The sequence below is a fragment of the Rhodococcus sp. 06-221-2 genome (assembly GCF_002258365.1).
Taxonomy (GTDB): Bacteria; Actinomycetota; Actinomycetes; order Mycobacteriales; family Mycobacteriaceae; genus Rhodococcoides; species Rhodococcoides fascians.
The window spans coordinates 119,929-142,543 of record NZ_NOYJ01000030.1 but is presented as its reverse complement, the minus strand read 5'-3'; the positions used below and the strand labels follow the sequence as shown (position 1 = coordinate 142,543).

The 22,615-nt window shown below is 65.6% G+C and carries 22 protein-coding genes and 1 riboswitch; of the genes, 16 read left to right on the top strand and 6 right to left on the bottom strand.

The annotated features are described in order from the left end of the window. Nucleotides 1-124: 124 nt before the first annotated feature. Entirely contained in the window at nt 125-601 is a 477-nt protein-coding gene (locus tag CH281_RS16835) for a hypothetical protein (RefSeq protein WP_032370292.1), read from the top strand. 51 nt (nt 602-652) lie between these two features. Further along, entirely contained in the window at nt 653-1,714 is a 1,062-nt protein-coding gene (gene trpD, locus CH281_RS16830; RefSeq protein WP_032368113.1) for an anthranilate phosphoribosyltransferase, read from the top strand. A gap of 11 nt (nt 1,715-1,725) precedes the next feature. Here trpD and CH281_RS16825 read toward each other — a convergent pair whose 3' ends face one another. Beyond that, nucleotides 1,726-2,001, bottom strand: coding sequence for an Lrp/AsnC family transcriptional regulator (locus tag CH281_RS16825; RefSeq protein ID WP_027497377.1), 276 nt, complete (start codon nt 1,999-2,001; stop codon nt 1,726-1,728). 123 nt (nt 2,002-2,124) lie between these two features. Continuing rightward, the gene (locus tag CH281_RS16820; protein WP_032374363.1) at nt 2,125-3,840 is read right to left on the bottom strand and encodes a DEDD exonuclease domain-containing protein; all 1,716 of its coding nucleotides are present in this window, start codon (nt 3,838-3,840) and stop codon (nt 2,125-2,127) included. Between the two features lie 169 nt (nt 3,841-4,009). On the opposite strand from CH281_RS16820, the gene CH281_RS16815 reads away from it, so the two are divergent. The 5 genes from CH281_RS16815 (at nt 4,010) to CH281_RS16795 (ending at nt 9,109) form a co-directional block, all read left to right on the top strand. Beyond that, a complete protein-coding gene (locus tag CH281_RS16815; protein WP_027497376.1) occupies nt 4,010-4,291 on the top strand; it encodes a hypothetical protein in 282 nt (93 codons plus the stop codon). Nucleotides 4,292-4,406: 115 nt separating this feature from the next. Continuing rightward, nucleotides 4,407-4,569, top strand: a riboswitch (cyclic di-AMP (ydaO/yuaA leader). A 16-nt stretch (nt 4,570-4,585) separates the two neighbouring features. Next, nucleotides 4,586-5,140 (top strand): C40 family peptidase, encoded by a 555-nt coding sequence (locus tag CH281_RS16810; protein ID WP_027497375.1) that lies wholly within the window; start codon nt 4,586-4,588, stop codon nt 5,138-5,140. Between the two features lie 390 nt (nt 5,141-5,530). Then, nucleotides 5,531-6,514, top strand: coding sequence for a C40 family peptidase (locus CH281_RS16805; protein WP_080731736.1), 984 nt, complete (start codon nt 5,531-5,533; stop codon nt 6,512-6,514). A 29-nt stretch (nt 6,515-6,543) separates the two neighbouring features. Beyond that, nucleotides 6,544-7,926 carry a hypothetical protein gene (locus tag CH281_RS16800; protein ID WP_052074057.1) on the top strand — a complete coding sequence of 461 codons (1,383 nt, stop codon included), beginning with the start codon at nt 6,544-6,546 and terminating at the stop codon, nt 7,924-7,926. A gap of 58 nt (nt 7,927-7,984) precedes the next feature. Next, complete coding sequence (locus CH281_RS16795; protein ID WP_027497373.1) at nt 7,985-9,109, top strand: glycosyltransferase family 4 protein; 1,125 nt, start codon at nt 7,985-7,987, stop codon at nt 9,107-9,109. 39 nt (nt 9,110-9,148) lie between these two features. On the opposite strand, the gene CH281_RS16790 is transcribed toward CH281_RS16795, so the two are convergent. Next, nucleotides 9,149-10,954, bottom strand: a complete 1,806-nt coding sequence (locus CH281_RS16790) for an AMP-dependent synthetase/ligase (RefSeq protein WP_094694885.1) — start codon at nt 10,952-10,954, stop codon at nt 9,149-9,151. Between the two features lie 133 nt (nt 10,955-11,087). On the opposite strand from CH281_RS16790, the gene CH281_RS16785 reads away from it, so the two are divergent. From CH281_RS16785 to CH281_RS16760, 6 genes are all read left to right on the top strand, one after another. Beyond that, entirely contained in the window at nt 11,088-11,480 is a 393-nt protein-coding gene (locus CH281_RS16785; protein ID WP_027497371.1) for a hypothetical protein, read from the top strand. Between the two features lie 133 nt (nt 11,481-11,613). Continuing rightward, complete coding sequence (locus tag CH281_RS16780) at nt 11,614-12,048, top strand: SRPBCC family protein (protein ID WP_027497370.1); 435 nt, start codon at nt 11,614-11,616, stop codon at nt 12,046-12,048. Further along, on the top strand, nt 12,024-13,304 hold the full coding sequence (locus CH281_RS16775; RefSeq protein WP_306427556.1) for an ArsA family ATPase: 1,281 nt from the start codon (nt 12,024-12,026) through the stop codon (nt 13,302-13,304). The genes CH281_RS16780 and CH281_RS16775 overlap by 25 nt, the downstream gene beginning before the upstream one ends. A 73-nt stretch (nt 13,305-13,377) precedes the next feature. Then, nucleotides 13,378-13,797 carry a hypothetical protein gene (locus CH281_RS16770; protein WP_027497368.1) on the top strand — a complete coding sequence of 140 codons (420 nt, stop codon included), beginning with the start codon at nt 13,378-13,380 and terminating at the stop codon, nt 13,795-13,797. A 39-nt stretch (nt 13,798-13,836) separates the two neighbouring features. Continuing rightward, complete coding sequence (locus CH281_RS16765; RefSeq protein ID WP_027497367.1) at nt 13,837-14,811, top strand: ROK family protein; 975 nt, start codon at nt 13,837-13,839, stop codon at nt 14,809-14,811. A 177-nt stretch (nt 14,812-14,988) separates the two neighbouring features. Then, nucleotides 14,989-15,717 carry a lysophospholipid acyltransferase family protein gene (locus tag CH281_RS16760; RefSeq protein WP_027497366.1) on the top strand — a complete coding sequence of 243 codons (729 nt, stop codon included), beginning with the start codon at nt 14,989-14,991 and terminating at the stop codon, nt 15,715-15,717. Nucleotides 15,718-15,726: 9 nt separating this feature from the next. Here CH281_RS16760 and CH281_RS16755 read toward each other — a convergent pair whose 3' ends face one another. Further along, entirely contained in the window at nt 15,727-16,935 is a 1,209-nt protein-coding gene (locus tag CH281_RS16755) for a glycosyltransferase 87 family protein (RefSeq protein ID WP_094695338.1), read from the bottom strand. Nucleotides 16,936-17,099: 164 nt separating this feature from the next. Here CH281_RS16755 and CH281_RS16750 point away from each other — a divergent pair, with 164 nt between their 5' ends. Beyond that, on the top strand, nt 17,100-17,591 hold the full coding sequence (locus CH281_RS16750) for a polyadenylate-specific 3'-exoribonuclease AS (RefSeq protein WP_032370301.1): 492 nt from the start codon (nt 17,100-17,102) through the stop codon (nt 17,589-17,591). Nucleotides 17,592-17,636: 45 nt separating this feature from the next. After that, the gene (locus CH281_RS16745) at nt 17,637-19,022 is read left to right on the top strand and encodes a class II 3-deoxy-7-phosphoheptulonate synthase (protein WP_027497364.1); all 1,386 of its coding nucleotides are present in this window, start codon (nt 17,637-17,639) and stop codon (nt 19,020-19,022) included. A 54-nt stretch (nt 19,023-19,076) separates the two neighbouring features. Here the strand turns inward: CH281_RS16745 and pknB are convergent, their stop codons facing one another. Continuing rightward, complete coding sequence (pknB, locus tag CH281_RS16740; RefSeq protein ID WP_094694883.1) at nt 19,077-21,053, bottom strand: Stk1 family PASTA domain-containing Ser/Thr kinase; 1,977 nt, start codon at nt 21,051-21,053, stop codon at nt 19,077-19,079. A gap of 184 nt (nt 21,054-21,237) precedes the next feature. Between pknB and CH281_RS16735 the strand changes: the two genes are divergently transcribed. Further along, nucleotides 21,238-21,609: an Rv2175c family DNA-binding protein gene (locus tag CH281_RS16735; RefSeq protein ID WP_027497362.1), complete on the top strand. Its 372-nt coding sequence runs from the start codon at nt 21,238-21,240 to the stop codon at nt 21,607-21,609. An 18-nt stretch (nt 21,610-21,627) separates the two neighbouring features. On the opposite strand, the gene CH281_RS16730 is transcribed toward CH281_RS16735, so the two are convergent. Continuing rightward, on the bottom strand, nt 21,628-22,608 hold the full coding sequence (locus tag CH281_RS16730) for a phytoene/squalene synthase family protein (protein WP_094694881.1): 981 nt from the start codon (nt 22,606-22,608) through the stop codon (nt 21,628-21,630). Between the last annotated feature and the right edge of the window lie 7 nt (nt 22,609-22,615).

Sequence of the window (22,615 nt, the reverse complement as noted above, 5' to 3'; positions counted from 1 at the left end):
GGAAGGCATATCCGGGTCCGGTCTTGGCGCGTCGCGGAGGAACGATTCCGAGCGCGCCGTTGTTCCCGCGCTGGTGGAGGGTCCTGTACGGGCCGGTAGGGTCCAGTCGTGCAAGGCTGGCCTCATGGCAAAGAGCAGTGCAGGTGGGTGGTTTCGGCGGTTGTTCTCGCGGTCGACCGCGGAACGTCTGGACCCCACGCGCGAAGATCTGGTGGTAGTGGCGAGCTGCTTCGACGACGCGCGGGCGTGCTCCGCCGTTCTCGACGAGGCGGCGAACACAGAACCCACGTGGATCGAGTCCTCCGAGGTGCTGTTGCGGCATCACCTCGTGCTGCCCGCGCACGAAGTCGACGATGCGGCAGCCGTCGCGGCGCAGGATGCGTACGAGGTCGGTCCGCAGGTCGAACTACCGGACGACACCGGGTATCGGCCGCAAGTCGATGACGGTGTCGCTCTGGTCCTGCAGCGGGTACAGGTGCTCGACGCGTTGCACTGTTCGCAGGAGAGGTCTCGCATGGCGGGTCTCGCGCAACGGCGTGGGGGAGCGGTACTGGGGTGGGATGCGCTGCAGCCCGCCTCACCCGCCGACACGTCTGACTAAGCTTCCACCGCACCGCGCGCATCGACAGCAGAAGGGCACGGCACATCCACCATGACCGCAGGGACCAGTGACGAGCAGCCGCGAACGTGGCGTCGAATCCTCGGAGCGTTGACCACGCACGCCGACCTGTCGAGCGCCGATACCGGCTGGGTGATGGACGAGATCATGTCCGACAACGCCACAGCCGCTCAGATCGCTGCCTTCGGGGTGGCACTGAAGATGAAGGGCCCCACACCCGCAGAACTGGAGGGCCTCGCCGACTCCATGCTCTCGCACGCATTTCTGGTCGAGACCGACCGTGACGCGGTGGACGTCGTCGGAACCGGCGGCGACGGTGCGGACACGGTGAACATCTCCACGATGGCCGCGATCGTCGTCGCTGCCAGCGGAATACGCGTCGTCAAACACGGTAACCGTGCAGCGTCGTCCAAGAGTGGTACGACCGATGTGCTCGAGGCGCTGGGCGTGCGGGTCACCCTGGGTCCCGCCGGGGTGGCGTCGAGCGTCGAGCAGGTTGGGATCGGGTTCTGCTTCGCGCCGATCCACCACCCCGCACTTCGGTTCTCCGGTCCGGCGCGCAAGGAGATCGGCATTCCGACGATCTTCAATGTGCTGGGCCCCTTGACCAACCCGGGCCGCCCACGCGCCGGACTGATCGGCTGCGCATTCGAGAATCTGGTGCCCGTCGTCGCCGGCGTGTTCGCTCGACGCGGTAGTTCGGTTCTCGTCGTCCGTGGTGACGACGGGCTCGACGAAATCACCCTGTCCACCACGACCACCGTGCACGTGGTGTCCGACGGGACCGTCACCGTCGACTCGATCGACCCGGCCGATTACGGAATCGCTCGGGCACCCATCGAGGCCCTCCGAGGCGGGGACGCGAAATTCAATGCAGCAGTGGCACATCGCGTGTTCGCAGGCGAACACGGACCCGTCCGTGACGCCGTGCTACTCAACGCCGCCGCGGCCATGGCCGCGCATCGAGGAGTCTCGGGAAACCTGCACGAGCAAATCGAAGCCGGATTGGCAACTGCGGCAACGGTTGTCGACAACGGTTCCGCGGCCCGCCTGCTTGCCGACTGGGCACGCTGCACCACCGCGCTGGCCGACTGAATCACACCGAACTACTCGCCGATCGAGAATCCCGCATCGACGTCGGCACTCGAATACGACTGAAACGCAATGTGAGTCGTCGTACTGCGAACACCACGAACACGATTGATGTGCTTCGTGATGACCTCGGCTATCGACGCATGATCACGCACCTTGACGATGGCAATCAGATCGACGTCGCCGGCGCACGAATACACCTCCGACACACCGTCCACATCGGCAACGGCCTGCGCCGCCTCCGGAATCAGATCGGCCTCGGCGTCGATCAAGACGATGGCATTGATCATCTGTGCTCCTCACGCATCTCCGGGCTCACACATGACGCGAGCTCGACCCAACCGAGACAACACTAGTTGCTCGGCCGACTCCACTCTCGCTTCATCGGTCGTTCCGCGGACTCCACTCCTGCCTCATCTGTCGTTCCGCGGGCTCCACTCCTGCCGCGTTGCTTCTCGGGCCGTTCGACACCACTCCTCCCACGAACCCGCAGACCGAGCAGGGCTGCAGTAGCCACTGCTGGTGCGAACGATGCGCACTCCGTCCGTGTGGAGCCACGACGCGATCAGGCTCACCTCTTCCGGCGGCGCACCGCGAAGTGGCGTCGCATCGGGCATCACCGTCTCGGCCGACGCCGTGATCGCATCGACGACGGGCATCGGGTGCACTCCTCGCGGCGCGACGGCCGCCCCGGCCAAGCGGCCGAAGCGCACCACCATCAGCTCCCAACCACCGTCGGCTGTTCGCCTGGCCGCCACGAGCTCGGCGATGGCCGCAACGGCGGCCGCCCGGTGCATCCTGCGAAGCACGTTCACCGTCACCGCGATTCGATCGCGGAGACGCGCGGCTGTCTCGAACAGTTCACGGTCCGCGAGTTCGGCGACGCGGCGTCGCATCGCGAACAGCAGCTCGTCGTCGTGTCCACACACGAACGCCAGAAATTTCGCCGGGGCACCCGAGTATTCCTCGGCCGTCAGGGGCCCGGAGAACGCCGCTGGGCAGCCACCGACGTCCGTCGCGGTGCACTCGTCACCGTGTCGAACCGCGCGGCCCAACCTGCGGGTGCATGTACGAAGTCGACAGAATTCTGCGGCGAGGGCGGAGGCCTCCGCCGCGTCCGCCCGAACAGCGAACGGTCCGAGGCTGTTGGGTGCGGGAGTGCGCACGATCGACAGACGCGGAAACGCTTCGTCGGTGAGGGTGACCCACCACCCTTTGCGGGGAAACTTCGATCGGCGGTTGTAAGGCGGGACGTGAGCCGAGAGCAGCCGTAATTCGCGGACTCCTGCCTCGAGTGCGTGCGCACATTCGACGTGGTCCACGCGAGTGGCGAGCGAGACCATCTCCTTCATTCGCCCACGTGTCTCGGAACCGGTGAAGTAGTTGCGCACCCGACGCTTGAGGTTGTTCGAGGTGCCTACGTACAGGACCTCGTCCGACGGTCCTCGGAAGAGGTAGACGCCGGGTGTATCGGGCAGGTGTGCGGCCAGGCCGCGTTTGGCTCGTTGCCCCGCCGACACCGCAGGGAGGTAGTCGACCAGTTCCGCGTAACTGTGTACGCCCTGGTTGCCCACTCGTTCGATCAGGCCGTGCAACACGTCCACCGTGGCACGCGCGTCGTCCAATGCTCGGTGAGTCGGCCGAGTGCTGGATCTGAACAACGTCGACAGGGCGGACAGTTTCACCGAGGGTGCCTCGTCGCGCGTGAGCACTCGCCGGGCGAGTTTGACCGTGCAGAGCACCTGGAAGCGGGGCCAGGCGATGTCGAGTCGACTCGCTGCGGCCTTGAGAAATCCCGTGTCGAACCCGGCGTTGTGTGCCACCAGTACCGATCCGCGAGCGAACTCGAGAAAGCCGGGGAGAACGCGTTCGATGCGGGGAGCCCCGATAAGCATCGCCGTCGTGATGCCGGTCAACTCGACGATGTAGGGCGGGATCGATCTGCCCGGGTCGACGAGGGTAGCGAATTCGCCGATGATCTCGCCGCCTCTGACCTTGACTGCCCCGATTTCGGTGATCGCCTCCGTGTCAGCGCTGCCACCAGTGGTTTCGAGGTCGACGACGACGAACGTGGTGGCGTGAAGCGGGGTGTCGAGTTCGTCGAACGTCAGCTGGATCGGCAGGCTCACTGCGACGACGTTAGGGCCGACCTCCGACAAGAACGCCGAACACGGCGTCGGAGGGCATCGTGTCGGTCGGTGCCGATTGTCGAGTCGCGGAACCTGTCGGTGGCTGGCGCTACCTTTCGTTCGATCGGCCGATTACACCGTCCGACGCGACAAAGAGACAAGGATCACAATGATCATCGACTGCAGTGACTGCCTGGTTCGTGACATCGCCTGCGCCGACTGCGTTGTGACGGTGCTTCTGGGGGCTCCCGGGATGCCCGCGAGATCGGATGGGCAATGGGTCGGTTCACCGTCTCGTATCACCCTCGAGCAGGAAGAACTCGGTGCCATGGGAGTGCTCGCCGAGGTCGGTATGGTGCCCGCGCTCAAGCTCGTCGTGAACGACGACGGCACCGCGGATGTTCCCCTGTTATCGACTCGTGACACACCGGGCGATCAACGCGCCGGGTAGCGAGAACACGGGCGAATTCGGTCCGTTCGGCGCGTTGGGGTCGACACAGGGGTATGCCATTTCGTAACCTTCCTGAGACCTTGCGGAGTCTTGCCAGTCCAAACCGGAGTGGCGTCGCAAGTCACCGCCTAATCGATCACTCGCGAGAGTGTTCGTACCGGGAACCCGATATTTACTGGGGTGAATCCCGCCGAGTCACCGATGGTGGCCGGTGGGTAGGGCTGCTCTTCCCAGCCCGAACCCGTCAGCTAACTCGGTCGGCGGACGAGTGGAAGAAACGGAGCACCATCTTTCGTGGCGTCACAACTTTCCAACCGAACATTGCGGCGAGCTCTCGTAGCCGGAGCGCTCACGGCAGGCGTGGTGATTCTCCCCGCTGCACCGGCAATGGCGGCCCCAGTCACCATCCCCGGCGTCGGAACCTTCGAGATTCCTGACATCCCGGGTCTCCCTCCCCTCAACATTCCGGGCATGCCCGCTCCGGGTGCGCCCCTTGCCCCGCAGGTCACCCCGGCTGCCAAGGCCGTCCAGGCGGCGGAGTCCAAGATCGGCGCTCCGTACGTGTACGGCGCATCGGGTCCGGATTCGTTCGACTGCTCGGGCCTGATCCAGTGGGCCTACAAGCAGGCCGGCGTCAGCCTGCCCCGTACGAGCTACGACCAGGCAGCCGCGGGCACCCCGGTCTCGCGTGACAGCCTGATGCCCGGCGACGTCGTCTCGTTCTACGGCGGCTCGCACTCGGGTATGTACATCGGCGACGGCAACGTCGTGCACGCATCCACGTCCGGCGTGCCGGTCAAGGTTGCTCCCGTGGACTCCATGCCGTTCGACGGCGCTCGACGCTACTGAGCCGAGCGCTCCGACCGGAGTTGTGTACCGACCGACAGGGCCGATCCGTTTCGACGGTTCGGCCCTGTTGTCGTTTCCAGGGACGGTTTCCGGGCGACACGCCGGTACGGTGGACAGCAGAGCGTCCAGTTCGTAATCTGATCGAGACCTCTCCGACGTTTGGTTTGTGATCTGTCACGTGCAGACTGCGTCGATTTCGGACCGTGTTCACGTCCGCGCCCAGCTGAGCATGGGTATCGTTCGGTTCCGGTCACTTTTTCCAACCGCCACTCCAGCTGGAGTGGCATATGTCAGGACGGAGAGTCGCTTTCCGTGGCGATATCGAGAACCACCCGAGTTCTACGGCTAGTAGGTAGCTCGGTGACCACAGCCGTTGCGGCCGCGTGCATCATGGTGGTGCCGATCACGACGGCGACCGCCGATCCGGGCTTCGGCTCGGCTTCCGACGCGCAGGCGAAGCTGGCGGAGCTGTCCAGGGAGTCGGAACAGACCAACGAGTCGCTGCACAACGCGCAGATCGATCTCGACGCTCGGGCTCGCGAGCAGCTCGATGCGCAGACTGCCGTCGATGCCAGTCGGGCGGCCCTCGACGCCGCCCAGTCGCAGCTGGCGCAGCTCAAACCCGCCATGGACAAGGTGGCCAATGTCAACTACCAGGGCGCTCGCACCAACCGGTTGTTCGCGGTCATGGTCAGCGACTCCCCGCAACAGTTGCTCGACCAAATGTCGGCCCTCGATGTCATCTCCGCCGAGACAGCCGGTCAGGTAGCTCAGTTCCAGCAGGCCAGCGCGGATGCATCCGCGGCAGAGCAGGCCGCCGCGACCGCCGCAGAACAGGCCAGAGTCGCCGCCGAGCAGGCCAAAGCGGTCAGCGACGATCTGCAGGCGAAGCAGAGTGAACTTCAGGGCCAGATCGCCGAAGTCATGGCCGCGTACAGCGCGCTTTCCTCGTCCGAGCAGCTGGCCCTCGCGGGATCGGCGCTTCCGGAAGGTTTCGACCCCTCCACGATTCTGAAGAACTTGACGCCGGGATCCGGTTCCAGCGCGTTGCAAGCCGGTCTCACACAGATCGGCAAGCCGTACGTCTGGGGAGCGACCGGCCCCGACGGTTTCGACTGCTCCGGGTTGGTCGTCTGGGCCTACAAGCAGGTCGGAAAGACGTTGCCGCGGTCGAGTCAGGCTCAGGCTGCCGGCGGAACTCCCGTCGATCAGAAGGATCTGCAGCCGGGAGACGTCGTTCTGTTCTACCCGGACGCATCACACGTCGGTATCTACGCCGGTAACGGCAACGTTCTGCATGCCTCCACCTTCGGGGTACCGGTGAAGGTGCAGTCGATGGCGTCGTTCCCGTTCTACGGGGCCCGTCGATACTGACTGTGCCGCGAACGACGACTGACGCCTGAATGAGCGGTACGGAACGGCCGTCCGTTGTCCACGCTCTCACCGCCTCGGGGCGGGCGCGATGGGCGGCAGTCCTGGTCGTTCTGGCAGTGGCGTCGACGCTGCTGTTGGTTCATCGTCACGACGGTCCTGAATCGGGAGCGGCGACATCGAGCGCATCGACTTCGTCCGATCCGTCGGCCTCGCAGAATCCGCCGACGTACGACGAGCAGCGCCGCGCCGAAGTGACCGAGCTGCTCGAGCGCTGGGCGGCTGCCCTCCGTTCCGGCGACGAATCGGCGCTGCGTGGGTTGCTCGACCCCCTCGCGGATCCGACGTTCGTGGATGCGCAGGTTCGCCGGGCGACTGTCGTTCCGACGGTTCCTTTCTCGGCCTTCGACTACGAGATCGGTGACGAACCCGAGACCCCCGTGCCGTCGTCGATTGCCGAGCAGCTGGATGCCACCGATGTGTGGGCTCCACCGGTGTACCTGCGGTATGCCGTGCAGGGCCCGGATGCCTCGCCGACCCGCCGGCCGGTTTCGCTGGTGGTCGCCGAACGCGACGGCCAGTGGCGACTGGTCGACGACGCCGACTTGCTGACCTACCGTCGCCACACCTGGCGCGGGCCGTGGGATTTCGGGCCCGTGACGGTGCGCTCGGTCGCCACTGCATCCGGCACGTCGGTGGTGTTGGGACATCCCGACCGTGAGCAGTTCGTGGCAGATGTGGCCGCCGAGCTGCCCGCGGCGACCGCTGTGGTCACCGACTTCTGGGGAGCCGACTGGGCCCGCGACGGACTGGTGTTCGTCAGTTCGACGGCCGAGGAGTTCGACGAATCGACGGGGTCCTCGCCCTCGACGGACGTGGCCGCAGTGACCGTGTCCGACGCCGTGGCCGGCGGGTCGCGTCCGACGGGTCAGCGCGTGGTGTTCGGTCCCGATGCCGCGTCGCGGCTGACTCCGTTCACTCTTCGTTCGGTGCTTCGGCACGAGTTGACGCATGTGGCGGCGCGGGCGAAGACGGCGGAAGGCACCGCGTTGTGGGTGGCGGAGGGTTTCGCCGACTACTCCGGGTATCGCAGTTCCGGTGCCGACTTCCGGCAGCTGGCACCTACTCTGGCATCGATCGTGGCTGCCGGTGGCCCGCCGACCGTGTTGCCGAAAGACGAGGATTTCGGTGCAGGCGGCACCCGCTCCAACGTGGCCTACGAGTCCGCCTGGTCGGTCTTCGCGTTCGTGGCCGACCGGTACGGCGAGTCCACGTTGCGCAGGTTCTACGAGGCGCTGGCGGCCGGACCCGGGTCGGACGGAGTCGTCGACGCAGCGATCACCTCGGTCCTTAGTTCGAGCCGAACCCGGTTCGTCGCGGAGTGGGGCAACTGGGTGGCCGCTCGGTCACGCTGACCCGGACGTGCGCGTCGTCGACACGAGCTGTCCGATCGGGAGCGCTACGGTTGTCGTCATGCGTCGGACTCTTCTGGTGACGAACGACTTTCCGCCCCGGCCGGGCGGAATCCAGTCCTATTTGCACAGCTTCGCCTCGCAGTTGCCCGCCGACGAGCTCGTGGTCTACGCGCCGCGGTGGCGTGGGGATTCGCACGTGAAGTTCGATGCGAAACAACCCTTCGAGGTCATCAGGCATCCGACCACGTTGATGCTGCCTACTCCGTTGGTGGCTCGCCGCGCAGCACGCATCGTGAAGACCCGAGGGTGCGACTCGGTGTGGTTCGGTGCCGCGGCCCCGCTGGCGGTGATGTCGTCACACCTGCGCAAAGCCGGGGCGGATCGCATCGTGGCGAGCACGCACGGCCACGAGGTGGGGTGGTCGATGGTGCCCGGTGGTCGCGCGACGCTGCGCACTATCGGGGAGAACACCGATGTGGTGACCTACGTGAGCAAGTACACGCGGAGCCGATTCAGCTCGGCGTTCGGGGCGTCGGCGGCACTCGAGCATCTGCCGCCGGGGGTCGACACCGATCGTTTCGTGCCCGACGATGCCGCGAGGACGGAGTTACGTGCTCGGTACGGCCTCGGTGACCGACCGACGGTTCTGTGTCTGTCGCGACTGGTGCCGCGCAAGGGCCAGGACTTCCTGATCCGGGCGCTACCGGAGATCCGGCGCGCGGTGGACGGGGCGGTTCTGGTGATCGTCGGCGGCGGTCCGTACGAGAACACGTTGCGCGAACTGGTTCGCTCCACCGGGATGGAGCAGCACGTGGTGTTCACCGGGACAGTACCGTCGGCGGAACTGGCTGCCCATCACACGATTGCCGACGTGTTCGCGATGCCGAGCCGCACCCGAGGCGCGGGCCTCGACGTCGAGGGGCTCGGAATCGTCTACCTCGAGGCGTCGGCCTGTGGCGTTCCGGTGGTTGCCGGGATGTCGGGAGGCGCTCCGGAAGCTGTGCAGCACAACAAGACCGGGCTCGTCGTCGACGGGACTTCGGTGTCTTCCATCGCCGACGCTATCGTGACGATCCTGTCCGATCGAACACTGGCGACGCAGATGGGCAACGCCGGTCGGGCATGGGTCGACGCGGAATGGCGCTGGGACGTGCTGACGGAGAAACTGCGGTCGCTGATCTGACCGGGCGGTCCGCTCGCGCCACGGCTCAAGCCACGCGTGTCATCTCGCGTAGATCGCCTCGATCTCATCGGCGTACGCCTTGGTGATGACATTGCGCTTGAGCTTCATCGTCGGCGTCAGTTCGCCGCTCTCCTCCGAGAAGTCGTGGGGGAGCAGGCGGTACTTCTTGATGGATTCCGCGTGCGAGACCGACTTGTTGGCGTCGGCGACGGCGGCGTCGATCTCGGCGACGAGATCGGGGTCGGCCTGCAGATCCGCTGCGGTGGCGTCGGAGTCCTTGCCGTGTGCGGACTTCCACTTGTCGAACGCATCCGGATCGAGGGTGATGAGGGCACCGATGAAGGGCTTCTGGTCACCGACCACCACGGCCTGACTGATCAGTGCTCCGGCACGAAGGTGATCTTCGAGGCCCGCGGGGGAGACGTTCTTGCCGCCGGCGGTGACGATCAGTTCCTTCTTGCGGCCGGAGATCGTGATGTATCCCTCCTCGTCGACGGATCCGAGATCGCCGGTGCGGAACCACCCGTCGTCGAGGGATTCCGCGGTCGCCTTCTCGTTTCGCCAATATCCGTCGAACACAACGGGTCCGCGTAGTTGGATCTCACCGTCGCCGGCGATGCGGACGGTGTTCCCGGGTAGCGGGCGTCCGACGCTGCCCACACGTTGGAATCCGATGGTGTTCACCGCGAACGCCGCAGTGGTTTCGGTCAGGCCGTAGCCCTCGTAGATGGTCACGCCGATGCCGCGGTAGAAGTGGCCGAGTCTCGCGCCCAGTGGTGCGCCGCCCGAGATGGCGAGTTCGCACTTGCCGCCGAGAGCGGTCCGCAGCTTCGAGTAGACCAGCTTGTCGAACACGAAATGCTTGGCGCGCAACACGATCGACGGGCCACCGGAATCCTGCGCCTGGCTCCACGCCACTGCGCACTCGGTCGCGAGATCGAAGATCTTGCCCTTGCCGTCGCTGTGTGCCTTCTGCTTCGCAGTGTTGAAGACCTTCTCGAACACGCGCGGCACGGACAGAATGAAGTCCGGTCGAAATGTCCCGAAGGTCGCGACCAGGTTGGGAATGTCGTTGGTGTGGCCGAGGGTGACTCCGGCATCGAACGACGCGATACTCACCGCGCGAGCGAGGACGTGCGCCATCGGAAGGAACATCAACGTACTGCGGCCCTGTGTCAGAAGAGCTTTCAACGACGTCTGGCGAATGCCGCGAGATTCCGCAAGGAGGTTCGCATGCGTCAATTGCACACCTTTGGGGCGGCCGGTAGTGCCCGAGGTGTAGATCAACGTGGCCGGATCGGACGAGCGAAGTGTCGAGACTCGTTCGTGCACAACGTCTTCGGAGACGTCCGCGCCGTTGTCGATCAGAGCCTGCACTGCGCCCGTGCCGGAAGCGTTGTCGATCACGAACGTTCGACGTACCGACGGCGCCGCAGCTACGACGGCTTCTGTCTCCCGTACTTGCGCGTCGTTCTCGAGGACCAACAGAACCGGCTCGGCGTCTTCGAGAATCCACTCGACCTGGCCCGCCGACGACGTCTCGTAGATCGGCACGGTCACTCCGCCCGCGGCCCAGATCGCGTAGTCGATGACCGACCACTCGAATCGCGTGGACGACATGAGCGCGACGCGATCGCACTGCTCGATACCTGCCGCGACGAGGCCCCTGGCCACGTCGACGACCAGTCGCTCGAATTCTGCGGCACCGACATCGGTCCATCGGCCGTCGTCGAGCCGACGGAACACCACGGCATCCGGCGACGTCCGAGCGCGGGCGAAGACGCTGTCGACAGCCGAGTCGGTGTCCGCGATGTCGTACTCGGCGGAAACAGTGAACTCGCGCACGGGATTACCTCCGGATCGAACGGGTTGGAGAAAGTCGATAGCTCGGCTTCACAGATACTCTAGACCCGGGGCGCGCGGTCCCGAATGTGCCTCGGCGGTCCTGGTCTCGGACCCGATATGTGAAGCTCTGACGATGAGCAGTATTCAAGTTGCGGATCAGACATTCGTGGCAGCGCCCGGTGCGGCGGTGGCGCAGGCGTTCGTCTCGCCGGAGCGGTGGCGGCGGTGGTGGCCGGACCTGTCGCTGACCGTGACCGAGGATCGCGGCGAGAAGGGCATTCGGTGGTCGGTCCGCGGCGGCGTCGTCGGAACGATGGAGCTGTGGCTCGAGCCCGTACTCGACGGCGTGATCGTCCACTACTTCCTGCACGCCGAGCCGGCCTCACCAAGTGAGTCGGCCACCGAGCAGCATGCGCGTCGGGTGGCCGGCCGCGCCATGACCTTCGAGCTGAAGCGGGAGCTCGAGGCCGGGAGGTCAGCGGGCGAGGCACCCCACCACGTAGCGTCGAGTTCAGCTCCCGAATGAACCGCGCGGTACGGTCGGCCGGTTCGCGTTGTGCGTCGGCGGTTCGATCGTGTGAGATAGGCCTGCCGCGGGTTACACAGCAGGCAGCGAACGAAGCGGATCGAAGTACCCGAGAGGAAGCGGACCAGTAGTCATGGCGGAGAAAACCCAGAGGTCGATCGTCGTCGAAGCCCCACCGAGTCGGGTCATGGACGTCATCGCCGATTTCGACGCGTATCCCACGTGGGTGTCCGCCGCGAAGTCCGTCGAGGTCCTCGAAGTCGGTGCGGACGGACGGGGAAAGCGGGTCAAGTTCGTGCTCGACGCCGGAATGGTGAAAGACACGTACGAACTCGAGTACGACTGGGCCGCGGACGGCAATTCGGTGTCGTGGAATCTCGTCTCGGGCGAAATGCAGAAATCTCAGAACGGGTCGTACTCGCTGCGTGAGACCGGTAACGGCACCGACGTGACGTACGAGCTCACTGTCGATCTGAACATTCCGATGATCGGCCTGTTCAAGCGCAAAGCAGAGAAGGTCATCACCGACACTGCGCTCAAGGAATTGAAGAAGCGGGTCGAAGGCTGACCGACGCTCGCCCCGAACTCCGCACCACGGTATCGCTGTTCATCGGCAAAGGTGGCGCGGGGAAGACCACCCTGGCGTCTGCATCGGGTCTTGCGCTCGCGGCCACGGGCCAAGAGGTGCTGATCGCCTCCCTCGACCAGGCGCACTCGATCCGCGACGCCCTCGGCGCAGACGGTGACACCGACGAGGACTCGGGCATCGGAGCGGTCGCTCCGAACCTGGACGTCGTCGAGATCGATACCTCGCGGCTGCTCGAAGAGCGGTACCGCGGTCTGGGATCGATGCTGTCGGTGGCCTCGGCAGGCCACGAACACGGCGTGAGTTTCGGCGCGATCGAGCCGGAGGAGCTGATGGGGTTCCCGGGTATCGAGGAGCTGTTGGGATTGCACGAGGTGTCCCGGCTCGTCGACGAAGGTCGTTGGGACACAGTGATAGTCGATCTTCCGGCATCGGGGGATGCGCTGCGAACACTGCAGCTGCCCGGCACCGTCTCGTCCTATTTCGAGCGCGTGTGGCCGCGCCACGATCGCATGGTCGCCGGCACCGGAACCGACGTGCGGCTCACGCTCGTGGTGGCCATGATCGAGCGGATCCTCGGACAGATCGAATCGGTCCGGGCGCTGATCACCGATCCCGACCGGACCGGGGCAACCGTGGTCCTGACCCCCGAGCACCTGTCCATCGTCGACGCCGAACGCACGCTCTCCGCAGCGGCTCTGTTCGGCGTTCGCGTCGACCGACTGCTGGTGAACCGGATGCTCCCGGCCCTCAATTCCTCGTCGATCGGTCTGGTCGGAGCTCATCCTGCGGTGTTCTGGTTCGAGCGATGGCGGGCCGCGCAGCTCGACGCCGTGGCCGAACTCCGACGACGCGTAGGCTCGGTTCCGATCGTGGAGGTGGAGCACTGTGAAGTGGAACCGGTAGGGTTGGGCCCCTTGCAGGATGTGGCCGAGCACCTGGCACCGCACTCCCTCGAACGACGTGCGTCGAGCCCGGCCGGTCGACCGTCGGTCGAACTCGAGTCGGGGAGCGGACTCGAATCCGTGTACGCGATGAGAATGCTTCTGCCGGTAGTCGATTCGACCACCTTGGGTCTGGGGCGAGTGGAGGACGACTTGATAGTGAGTGCCGACGGTAGGCGGCGACGCGTCACGTTGGCGTCGGTGTTGCGTCGGTGTATCGCCGATTCTGCTGAACTCGACGGCCCGTTCCTGGTGGTGCGTTTCCGACCCGACCCCGATGTGTGGCCGCTGTGAGCGGCCGAGCCATGACCGGAAGAGCAATGACCGGAAGAGCAATGACCGGAAGAGCTGTGAGCGGAGAGACGCTGTGACGGCCGGGCATTCGGAGTTGGGCGCGGACCTGCTGGCGTTGGCCGACACCGTCCTGACACGTCTCGAGCCCATCCTGCGCCGAGTTGCCGAGACACAGCAGGACCGCGATCAGCAGGGCTGCAGCTGGTGCCCGGTGTGTGCGCTCGCGGCGTTGGTGCGCGGTGAACGGCACGATCTCGTCGAACTCGTTGCCTCGGAAGGGGCCGTCGTCGTCGCACTGCTGCGTCAGTTGTTGATCGACCACACCGCGCCGGGCACCGAACACGCCGCTGGGGGTAGTAGCGAGTCCAGCACCGAGTCGACAGCGTCCGCTGCCGACCGGGTCGACGCCGCCGCGGACGTGTCGGAGGACACCTCTGCGCCGTCCGTTCGTCGACCGGCGTTCGTACCGATTACCGTTCGGGTCAAGGAGTGACCATCGCCGTGGGGGGACGGCCGAGGAAGGCATGAACGAATGAAGCGTCATCATCAGCGATTGACGGTCGGGATCGACGTGGGCGGCACGAGCCTGCGCGCCTCGGTTGTCGACGCGGACGGTCAGGTGCTCGACTCGACCGCAGCACCCACGCCCCACACTGCTCGTGCACTCGAGCGTGGTCTCGACCGCGCCGTGCAGGAGCTGGCCGGCCGACACGACATCGCTGCCGTCGGTCTGGCCGTGGCGGGTTTCATCGATTCCGACCGCACGACGGTCCGGTTCGCCCCGCACCTGCCGTGGGTCGACACGCCGGTCGCAACCGAGATGAGCGAACGCATCGGACTACCGGTGTTGCTCGAACACGACGCCAACTCCGCGGCGTGGGCGGAATACCGTTTCGGAGCGGCTTCGGGTGGCCGCAACGTGGTGATGGTGGCGATCGGTACGGGAATCGGTGCGGCGCTGCTGATCGACGGCCGAATCTATCGAGGGAGTCACGGGGTGGCTCCCGAACTCGGTCACATTCAGGTGGTGCCCGACGGACGAGCGTGTCCCTGCGGCAAACGCGGGTGCTGGGAACGGTATTGCAGCGGTACCGCACTGGTGGATACGGCGGTGGAGTTGTTGGCCGCAGACCCGTCGTCCTCGACGAGGTTGGCGCGCGAGGTCTTCCTCGATCCCGGCTCGTTGACCGGGCGTCGGATCGCGAGCGCCGCGCACGACGGCGACTCGATCGGCCGACGCACCATGGAGGATTTCGCACACTGGCTCGGCGTCGGACTCTCGATGGTCAGCGATGTGTACGACCCCGACCTGATCGTGTTGGCCGGCGGTGTGGCCACTTCGTCGAGCCAATTCCTCGCTCGTGCCACGGACAAGTACGCCGAGCTCGTCACCGGCGCGGGGCATCGCCCGCTGGCACGGATTCGCAGCACCGAACTGGGCGAGGCCGCGGGGATGATCGGTGCGGCCGAGCTCGCGCGAGCACAGTTCGTCACCACCGCACGATGACGGTCCGGACCGACGCCGTGTGATGTCGCACGACGACTCCTCGTCGATGTGGCTGGTGTCATAAACCCTGGGTACAGTTCACTACGCGGCACGGTTCGAGAACGCACGGCCGCAGTCGGTTCGCTCCGCGCGAGCCGGCACACCATCGATTGCCGACCATGATCAGGGAGCACGTCAATGTGGTACTGGCTGTTCAAATTCGTCATCGTGGGGCCCCTGCTCATTGCCCTGGGTCGGCCCACGATCGAGGGTGCGGAGAACATTCCGACGCACGGCCCGGTGATCCTGGCCAGCAACCACAAAGCGGTTCTCGATTCGTTCTATCTTCCGCTCAAGACCCCGCGGCGCATCACCTTCCTCGCCAAGAGTGAGTACTTCACCGGCTCGGGTCTCAAGGGTGCGTTCCAGAAGTGGTTCTTCACCGCGGTGGGTCAGGTGCCCATCGACCGCACCGGAGCCGACGCGGCGCAGGACGCACTGAACGCCGGTGCCCGCGTGATCGAAGCCGGCAAGGTGCTCGGTATCTACCCCGAAGGCACCCGGTCGCCCGACGGCCGGCTCTACAAGGGCAAGACCGGAATGGCGCGCCTGGCATTGCAGACCGGCGTTCAGGTGGTGCCGGTCGCCATGATCGGCACCGAGAAGATGAACCCGATCGGTTCGCGCGTCTGGCGTCCGGCAAAGGTCACCATTCGCGTCGGCAAGCCCATCGACTTCTCCCGGTTCGAGGGAATGGCAGGCAACCGATTCGTCGAGCGCGCCGTCACCGACGAGGTGATGTACGACCTGATGCTGCTCTCGGGTCAGGAGTACGTCGACGTGTACGCGGCCTCGCTGAAGAAGGTTGCGACATCCGAAGATTCGGCTCCGTCCGCGCGCCGTATCCCCGACTCGAAGGCCAGCTGACGACGGCGGTCAGTGAACCGCGGTGTCGCTTTCCTTCGGGGTGACCCGAGGCGAGAGTTTCACGGCCGCGACGGCGACCACAGAGGCCAGCGCCCACCACACGTAGGCGGATGCGGCGAACTGATCGACCAACGGCCAGTCGAGTCCACTCCATCGACCTTCACCGAGTTTCCAGTGCGGTGCGTACACCATGATCGCCAGTCCGACGGCAACCAGAGCGAGTAGCAGTGCGCTTCGACGGCGGTATCCGACGGCGGCCAGCACCATCGCGAACGGTATTGCCCACACCCAGTGGTGTGACCAGGAGACCGGCGAGACCAACAGGCCGAACATCGCGTTCACGGTCAGCGCCAGGGCGATCTCACCGGCGGCGAATGCTTTGCGCATCGCGATTCCCGCAACGAGCAGTACCCCTACCGACAGTGCGATCCACAGAATGGAACGGGGGAGCTCGTCCATTCCGAGGCGGGCCAGTACACCTGTGATGGACTGATTCGCCGGGTACGCCGGGCCGCCGATCCGATCGGAATCGATGATCGTCTCGGTCCAGTACTTCACGGAGTCCGACCACGTGAGCGCGAACCCGATCGCCGTGAACACCGCGAAGCTCAATGCCGATACCACTGCAGCGCGAAAGTCCTTGCGCAGCAAGAAGAACAAGACGAAAACTGCGGGAGTGAGTTTGACGGCGGCGACCAGACCGATCAGCACACCCCGAGGCCACGGAGTCTTCTTCGGCAAGCAGTCGAGCGCGACGAACATCATCAGAACGATGTTGATCTGCCCGTAGTTCAACGTGGACGTGACCGGCTCCAGTACGAGGACGGACACCGCGAACACCGCGCCTGCACTCCACCACACGAGCGTGCGAGGGCGAACCCCCAACGAGATCAGCGTGAGCACAACGGTCGCCAGCAACGCGAGCATGGACAACGACGTCACCGTCATCGACGCGGCGTAGAGCGAGACCTTCGAGAGCGGGCTGAACAGAGCGGCAGCAATCGGGGGATACGTGAACGGCAACGTGGTACCGGTCGCGATGGGAGGAAGCTGGCCGTACAGATCCCCGCCCCGAGCGAACACCTCTCCGCCGAGCCGGTAGACGTCGAGATCCAGTCGATAATGCTCACCCAACGTTCGCAGCCCGGGAAACCCGTTGAGATGGAAGAGCACACCGACCGCCGCCGCGACGACAACGACGACCCTGCTCGACGCCACCGCCCAACGCGGCCACCGGCGTCGCGTCGGGCCGGCAGGCTCCGACGCTTCGGCGACCGGACGGTTGGTGTCGGACGAAGTCACAACGTTCCCTTTCAGGGCTTGTTCGGCTCGGTTCTGCGGTGTGTGGGGGACGTGCCGGGGCACGCGCTAGGGTGAGCCGCGTGCGCTACTTCTACGACACAGAGTTCATCGAGGATGGTCGCACAATCGAGTTGGTCTCGATCGGTGTGGTGTCGGAGGACGGCCGCGAGTTCTATGCGGTGTCCTCCGAGTTCGACCCCGAGCGGGCGGGCCGGTGGGTCCGGCGCAACGTCTTACCCAAGCTGCCACCGTACTCGTCGCCGTTGTGGATGAGCCGATCCCGAATTCGCGACGAACTGCTCGAATTTCTCGTTCCGCACTACGGTGCCGAGGTCGAATTATGGGCATGGGTGGCGGCGTACGACCACGTGGCGCTCTGCCAGCTGTGGGGATCGATGACCGAGTTGCCGCGTTCCCTGCCTCGATTCACCCGTGAGCTCCGTCAGCACTGGGAGGATCGCGGCAGTCCCGAGCTTCCCGCGGTGCCCGACGATGCCCACGATGCCCTGGCCGACGCGCGCCACAATCTGGCCAAGTTCCAGGCGATCGAGGAGTACTCGTACCGCGGTTGAACACCCGTTGTCCTGCGGTGACGGCGGTACGAATATCCTGTAGCGGTGAACTGGACTGTCGACGTACCCATCGATCGCTTGCCCGACCTGCCGCCGCTGTCTCCGACGCTGCGCACTCGATTGGACGACGCGTTGGCCAAGCCGGCTGCGCAGCAGCCGCAGTGGGATCCCGAGCAGGCCGGCGAGATGCGCAAGGTGCTCGAGAGCGTTCCGCCGATCACCGTCGCAGGTGAGGTCGAGGCGCTGTCGGACAAGCTCGCTGCCGTCGCCCGCGGCGAGGCGTTCCTGCTTCAGGGTGGCGACTGCGCCGAGACGTTCGTCGACAACACCGAACCGCACATCAAGGGCAACATTCGCACGCTGCTGCAGATGGCCGTCGTACTCACGTACGGGGCGAGCATGCCGGTGGTCAAGGTCGCGCGCATCGCCGGCCAGTACGCCAAGCCTCGCTCGTCGAACATCGATGCGCTCGGCCTGCAGTCCTACCGCGGCGACATGATCAACTCGCTGGTGGCCGACGAGAGCGTGCGCGGCCACGATCCGTCACGACTGGTGCGCGCTTACGCCAACGCGAGTGCGGCCATGAACCTGGTTCGGGCACTGACCGGAGCCGGGATGGCCGACCTGCACAAGGTGCACGACTGGAACCGTGAATTCGTCGCGCAGTCACCCGCCGGAGCCCGCTACGAGGCGCTGGCCGGGGAGATCGACCGGGGCCTGCGGTTCATGGATGCCTGTGGTGTCTCCGACCCCAATCTGCACACCGCCCAGATCTTCGCGAGCCACGAAGCACTCGTACTCGACTACGAGCGCGCGATGCTGCGGCTCGACAACACCGACGATCACCCCAAGCTCTACGATCTGTCGGCTCACTTCCTGTGGATCGGCGACCGCACTCGCCAGCTCGACGGCGCGCACATCGCGCTCGCCGAACTGATCTCGAACCCGATCGGGCTCAAGATCGGACCCACCACGACCCCCGAGATGGCCGTCGAATACGTCGAGCGCCTCGACCCGACCAACAAGCCGGGCCGCCTGACGCTGATTTCGCGCATGGGCAACGGCAAGGTTCGCGACATCCTGCCTGCCATCATCGAGAAGGTGCAGGCCACCGGACACCAGGTGATCTGGCAGTGCGACCCGATGCACGGCAACACGCACGAGGCGTCCACCGGATACAAGACCCGGCATTTCGACCGCATCGTCGACGAGGTGCAGGGCTTCTTCGAGGTGCACAACGGCCTCGGCACCCACCCGGGCGGAATCCACGTCGAGCTGACCGGTGACGACGTCACCGAATGCCTCGGCGGAGCCCAGGACATCTCTGATCTCGACCTGGCCGGGCGCTACGAAACTGCCTGCGACCCGAGACTGAACACTCAGCAGAGCATCGAGCTGGCATTCCTCGTCGCCGAGATGCTTCGCGGCTGATCGCCGGCACCGCCCTGGTGGCTCAGGGCAGCCGGTGGTCAGGGCCGCCGGGGGTCAGGGCAGTGAGACGACCATGACCTCGGAGTCCGGTTCCACCCGTGAACCGGCTCCGGGGCTCTGGGAGATGACCAACGAGCCGTCCGTGTCGACCACCTGACGAACATCGATCGTCAGTCCGAGCGAGTCCAGAGTCGTGCGTGCGGATCCCACCGAACGGCCGAGGAGCGACGGCACGGTGACTGCCGTCGACACGTCGAGGACGGCGGTGGTGCCGGACTTGACGGTCTGGCCGGCCTTCGGGTTCGTGCCGATCGCTTTTCCGCCGTCGGTGTCCTCGTCGAACGTCTCGCGGACCTCGTCGACGGTGATGCCGACCGATTCGAGAGTCGTCCGTGCCTGATCGACGCTCTGTCCGCGGACGTCGGGAACCTGCACCGGCGGTGCACCTTTGCTGCGCAGCACGGTGACCGCGGCACCGGTGTTCAACACCGTTCCCGGCGGGGGATCGAGCGCAGCGACGCCGCCGATCGGTGCAGTGCTGCTGAATGCCTCGCCGCCGTCGACCGGGGTGAAGGTTCTCTCGCGCAATTGCTGCTGCATGTGTTCGACGGAGGCGTCGGAGTCGATGGAGGGGACGGTTGGGCTGCCCAGTGAGACGAGCAGAAACACGGTGTCGCCCTTGGCGATTCGGGAACCACCGACGGGGTCGGTGCCGATGAGCAGATCGGTCGAGACGGTGTCGGAGTACGTTCCCCGAACCGTTGCTTCCAAGCCCGACGCTTCGATTGCGCTCGTGGCACCGGTGGTGTCGAGACCGTCGACCATCGGAACTGCGGTGTATCGGCCCGAGCCCATCCACCAGCCGCCGAGACCGACCAACACGGCCAACAGTGCAACGACCACCAACCAGACGACGATGGCCCGCCGGGACCGTTGGCGATCGGCGGCGAAATCGGGAAATTCGTAGTGTCGCCGGCCCAGGGGTGCCGCCGGCTGCGGGTCGTCCGATTGCGGTTCGTACTCGATTTCGCGGGATGTCGGTGACGTGACCACTCGGGTGTGGTGCACGCCGTCGGGCGGCGGTACCGGGGGAGCGCTCTGCACCACCTGGGTGCGGGTGGGCGGCTGTCGATCGCCGGCGACTGTCGTCGGTGCGCCCGCAGCCGCCGAGCTCAGGTGCTGTGCCGAACGCTGGGGAGCGGGCACCCGGTACGCGGGAAGTGCCAGCGCCGACGCGGCAGTGCGCAGCGCGCGGGCCATGTCGTCGGCGTTGCGGTATCGGTGTTCGGGGTCGCGGACGGTGGCGTGTTGAACCACGTCGTCGAACTGTGGTGGCACGCCTGCGATGAGGGTCGAGGGGAGCGGAACGTCGTTGTCGATGCGCTGGTAGGCGATGGACAGGGATGTGTCGCCGGTGAACGGGGTGCGTCCGGTGAGCAGCTCGAACAGTACGACTCCGACGCCGTAGACGTCGCTGCTCGCGGATGCGGAGCCGGTGGTGACCTGTTCGGGGGACAGATACGCGGCCGTGCCCAGAATCACACTGCTCGAGGTGACGGTGGATGCGGCGACGGCTCGGACCAGCCCGAAGTCGGCGATCTTGACGTCTCCGTCGTCGCTGATCAGGATGTTCTCCGGTTTGATGTCTCGGTGCACCAGACCGGCGCGGTGTGCGACGGCGAGAGCTTCGAGCACGGGGCGAACCACGGCGACTGCGGCGTGCGGCGGCATGGGCCCGCGCTCCCGCAGCAGCTCGCGCAGCGTTCCGCCCTCGACGAGCTCCATGACCAGGAATGCGTGATCGCCGTCCCGCCCGTGGTCGTACACGGCCACCAGGCCGGGATGGCTCAGCCTGGCCACCGCGCGTGCCTCGAACTCGAATCGCTGAACGAACTGCGGGTCCTCGGCGAACTTCGGATCCATGATCTTCACCGCGACAGGTCGGTCGAGTCTGGTGTCGAGTCCGCGGTAGACCGTCGACATTCCGCCCCGTGCGATCGGTGCGTCTATTCGATATCGACGATCGAGCATCGAACCCGGTATCACCGAACCTCCCCTCGTCGTCCTCGATGTGTCCGCTCGAAATCCGGACGCCTGACGACGATGGTATCGGCGCCGTGGGTGCTCACCGACGATCGTGGTTCGTGTCTTCGGTCTCCGTGGCGGGCCGCGTCACTTTTGAAGTCTGGACGCCGGACCCGTTAACGTTACCCGCGTGAGTGCCATTCCCTACGCCGACGACGTGCTCGATCCGTCGGTTTCTCTGCTGCAGTTCGCCGATGTCGCCAAGATCCTCGACGTCCCCAAGACGCGCGTCGAGCAGCTCGTGCGGGATCGTCAGCTGTTGGCTCTCAAGCGTTCCCGCGTCCCCGGCGTGCCCGAGCAGTTCTTCGACACGACCAAGGGCGAAATCGTCAAGGGCCTGCCCGGCCTGCTGGCGGTGCTGCACGACGGCGGCTACGAGGACGAAGAAATTCTGCGGTGGTTGTTCGCCGAGGACGACAGTCTGCCCGGTACCCCGGTCGCAGCGTTGCACGGTGACCTGATGCGCGAAGTGATCAGACGCGCTCAGGCAATGGCCTTCTAGCAGCTGAAACAGCGGTCGTCAGCGGACCGTGGCGCGCTTCCAGCCGGTGACGGCGAACTGCGGCAGCGCGACGCGTGCGCGAGTCCACTGCGGCACGGTCGCGCGCTGGGAGAGCACCCGGTAGCCCTGCGCCTCGACCTCGTCGAGAATGCGGCCGTACAGAATGGACGCCGTTCGCATGGACGGACGCACTCGCGGATCCAACATGTCGATCCCGGCGTCCGACGTCCGGTAGATCGACCGGGTGACGGCGATCGAGTGGGCGAGGGCGCGGGTGACTCTGGCATCGACCGAGCCGGTGGTCCGGCACCACCGCAACAGATCCTCGTCGACCCCGAAGGCCGCCAGTTCGTCGGTCGGGAGATAGATGCGGTCGCGGTCGAGGTCCTCACCCATGTCGCGGATGAAGTTGGTCAGCTGGAACGCCTCGCCCAACGCCGCAGCCGACGGCTCCGCCTCGGCTCGCGGAACCACCGTTCCAAGGATCGGCAACATCTGCAGTCCGATGACTGCGGCCGATCCGTACATGTACTCGTTCAACTGCTCCATCGTTCGGTACCGCGAGACGAACATCGCGCTGCCCGGGATGTCCATGCGCATCGAATGCATGAACGCGAAAAAGTAATCGTGGGGAATGTCGTACCGAGCGACCGTGTCGCACAATGCGCTCAACACCCGATCGGATGTGCTGTCGGACAGCGGTTTTCCGGCCAAGGCGTCGCGCACCCGGGATTCGATGATGTCGAGTTCGACGATTCTGCGGGCGTTCAGTTCGTCCGAACCGACCGCGATGTCGGTGCCTTCGAGGTCGACGATGTCGTCGACCATCCGAGCGAAACCGTACAGAGCGTGCACGGCTGCGCGCTTGTCGACAGGCAACAGTCTGGTTGCCAGAAAATAGGTCTTGCCGTGCTGGGCGTTCAGTTCGCGGCAGATGCGATACGCCTCGTGCAGAGCAGGATCGATGTCGGTCAGTTCTCTCGATACGCGGGCACTCATGGCGCGG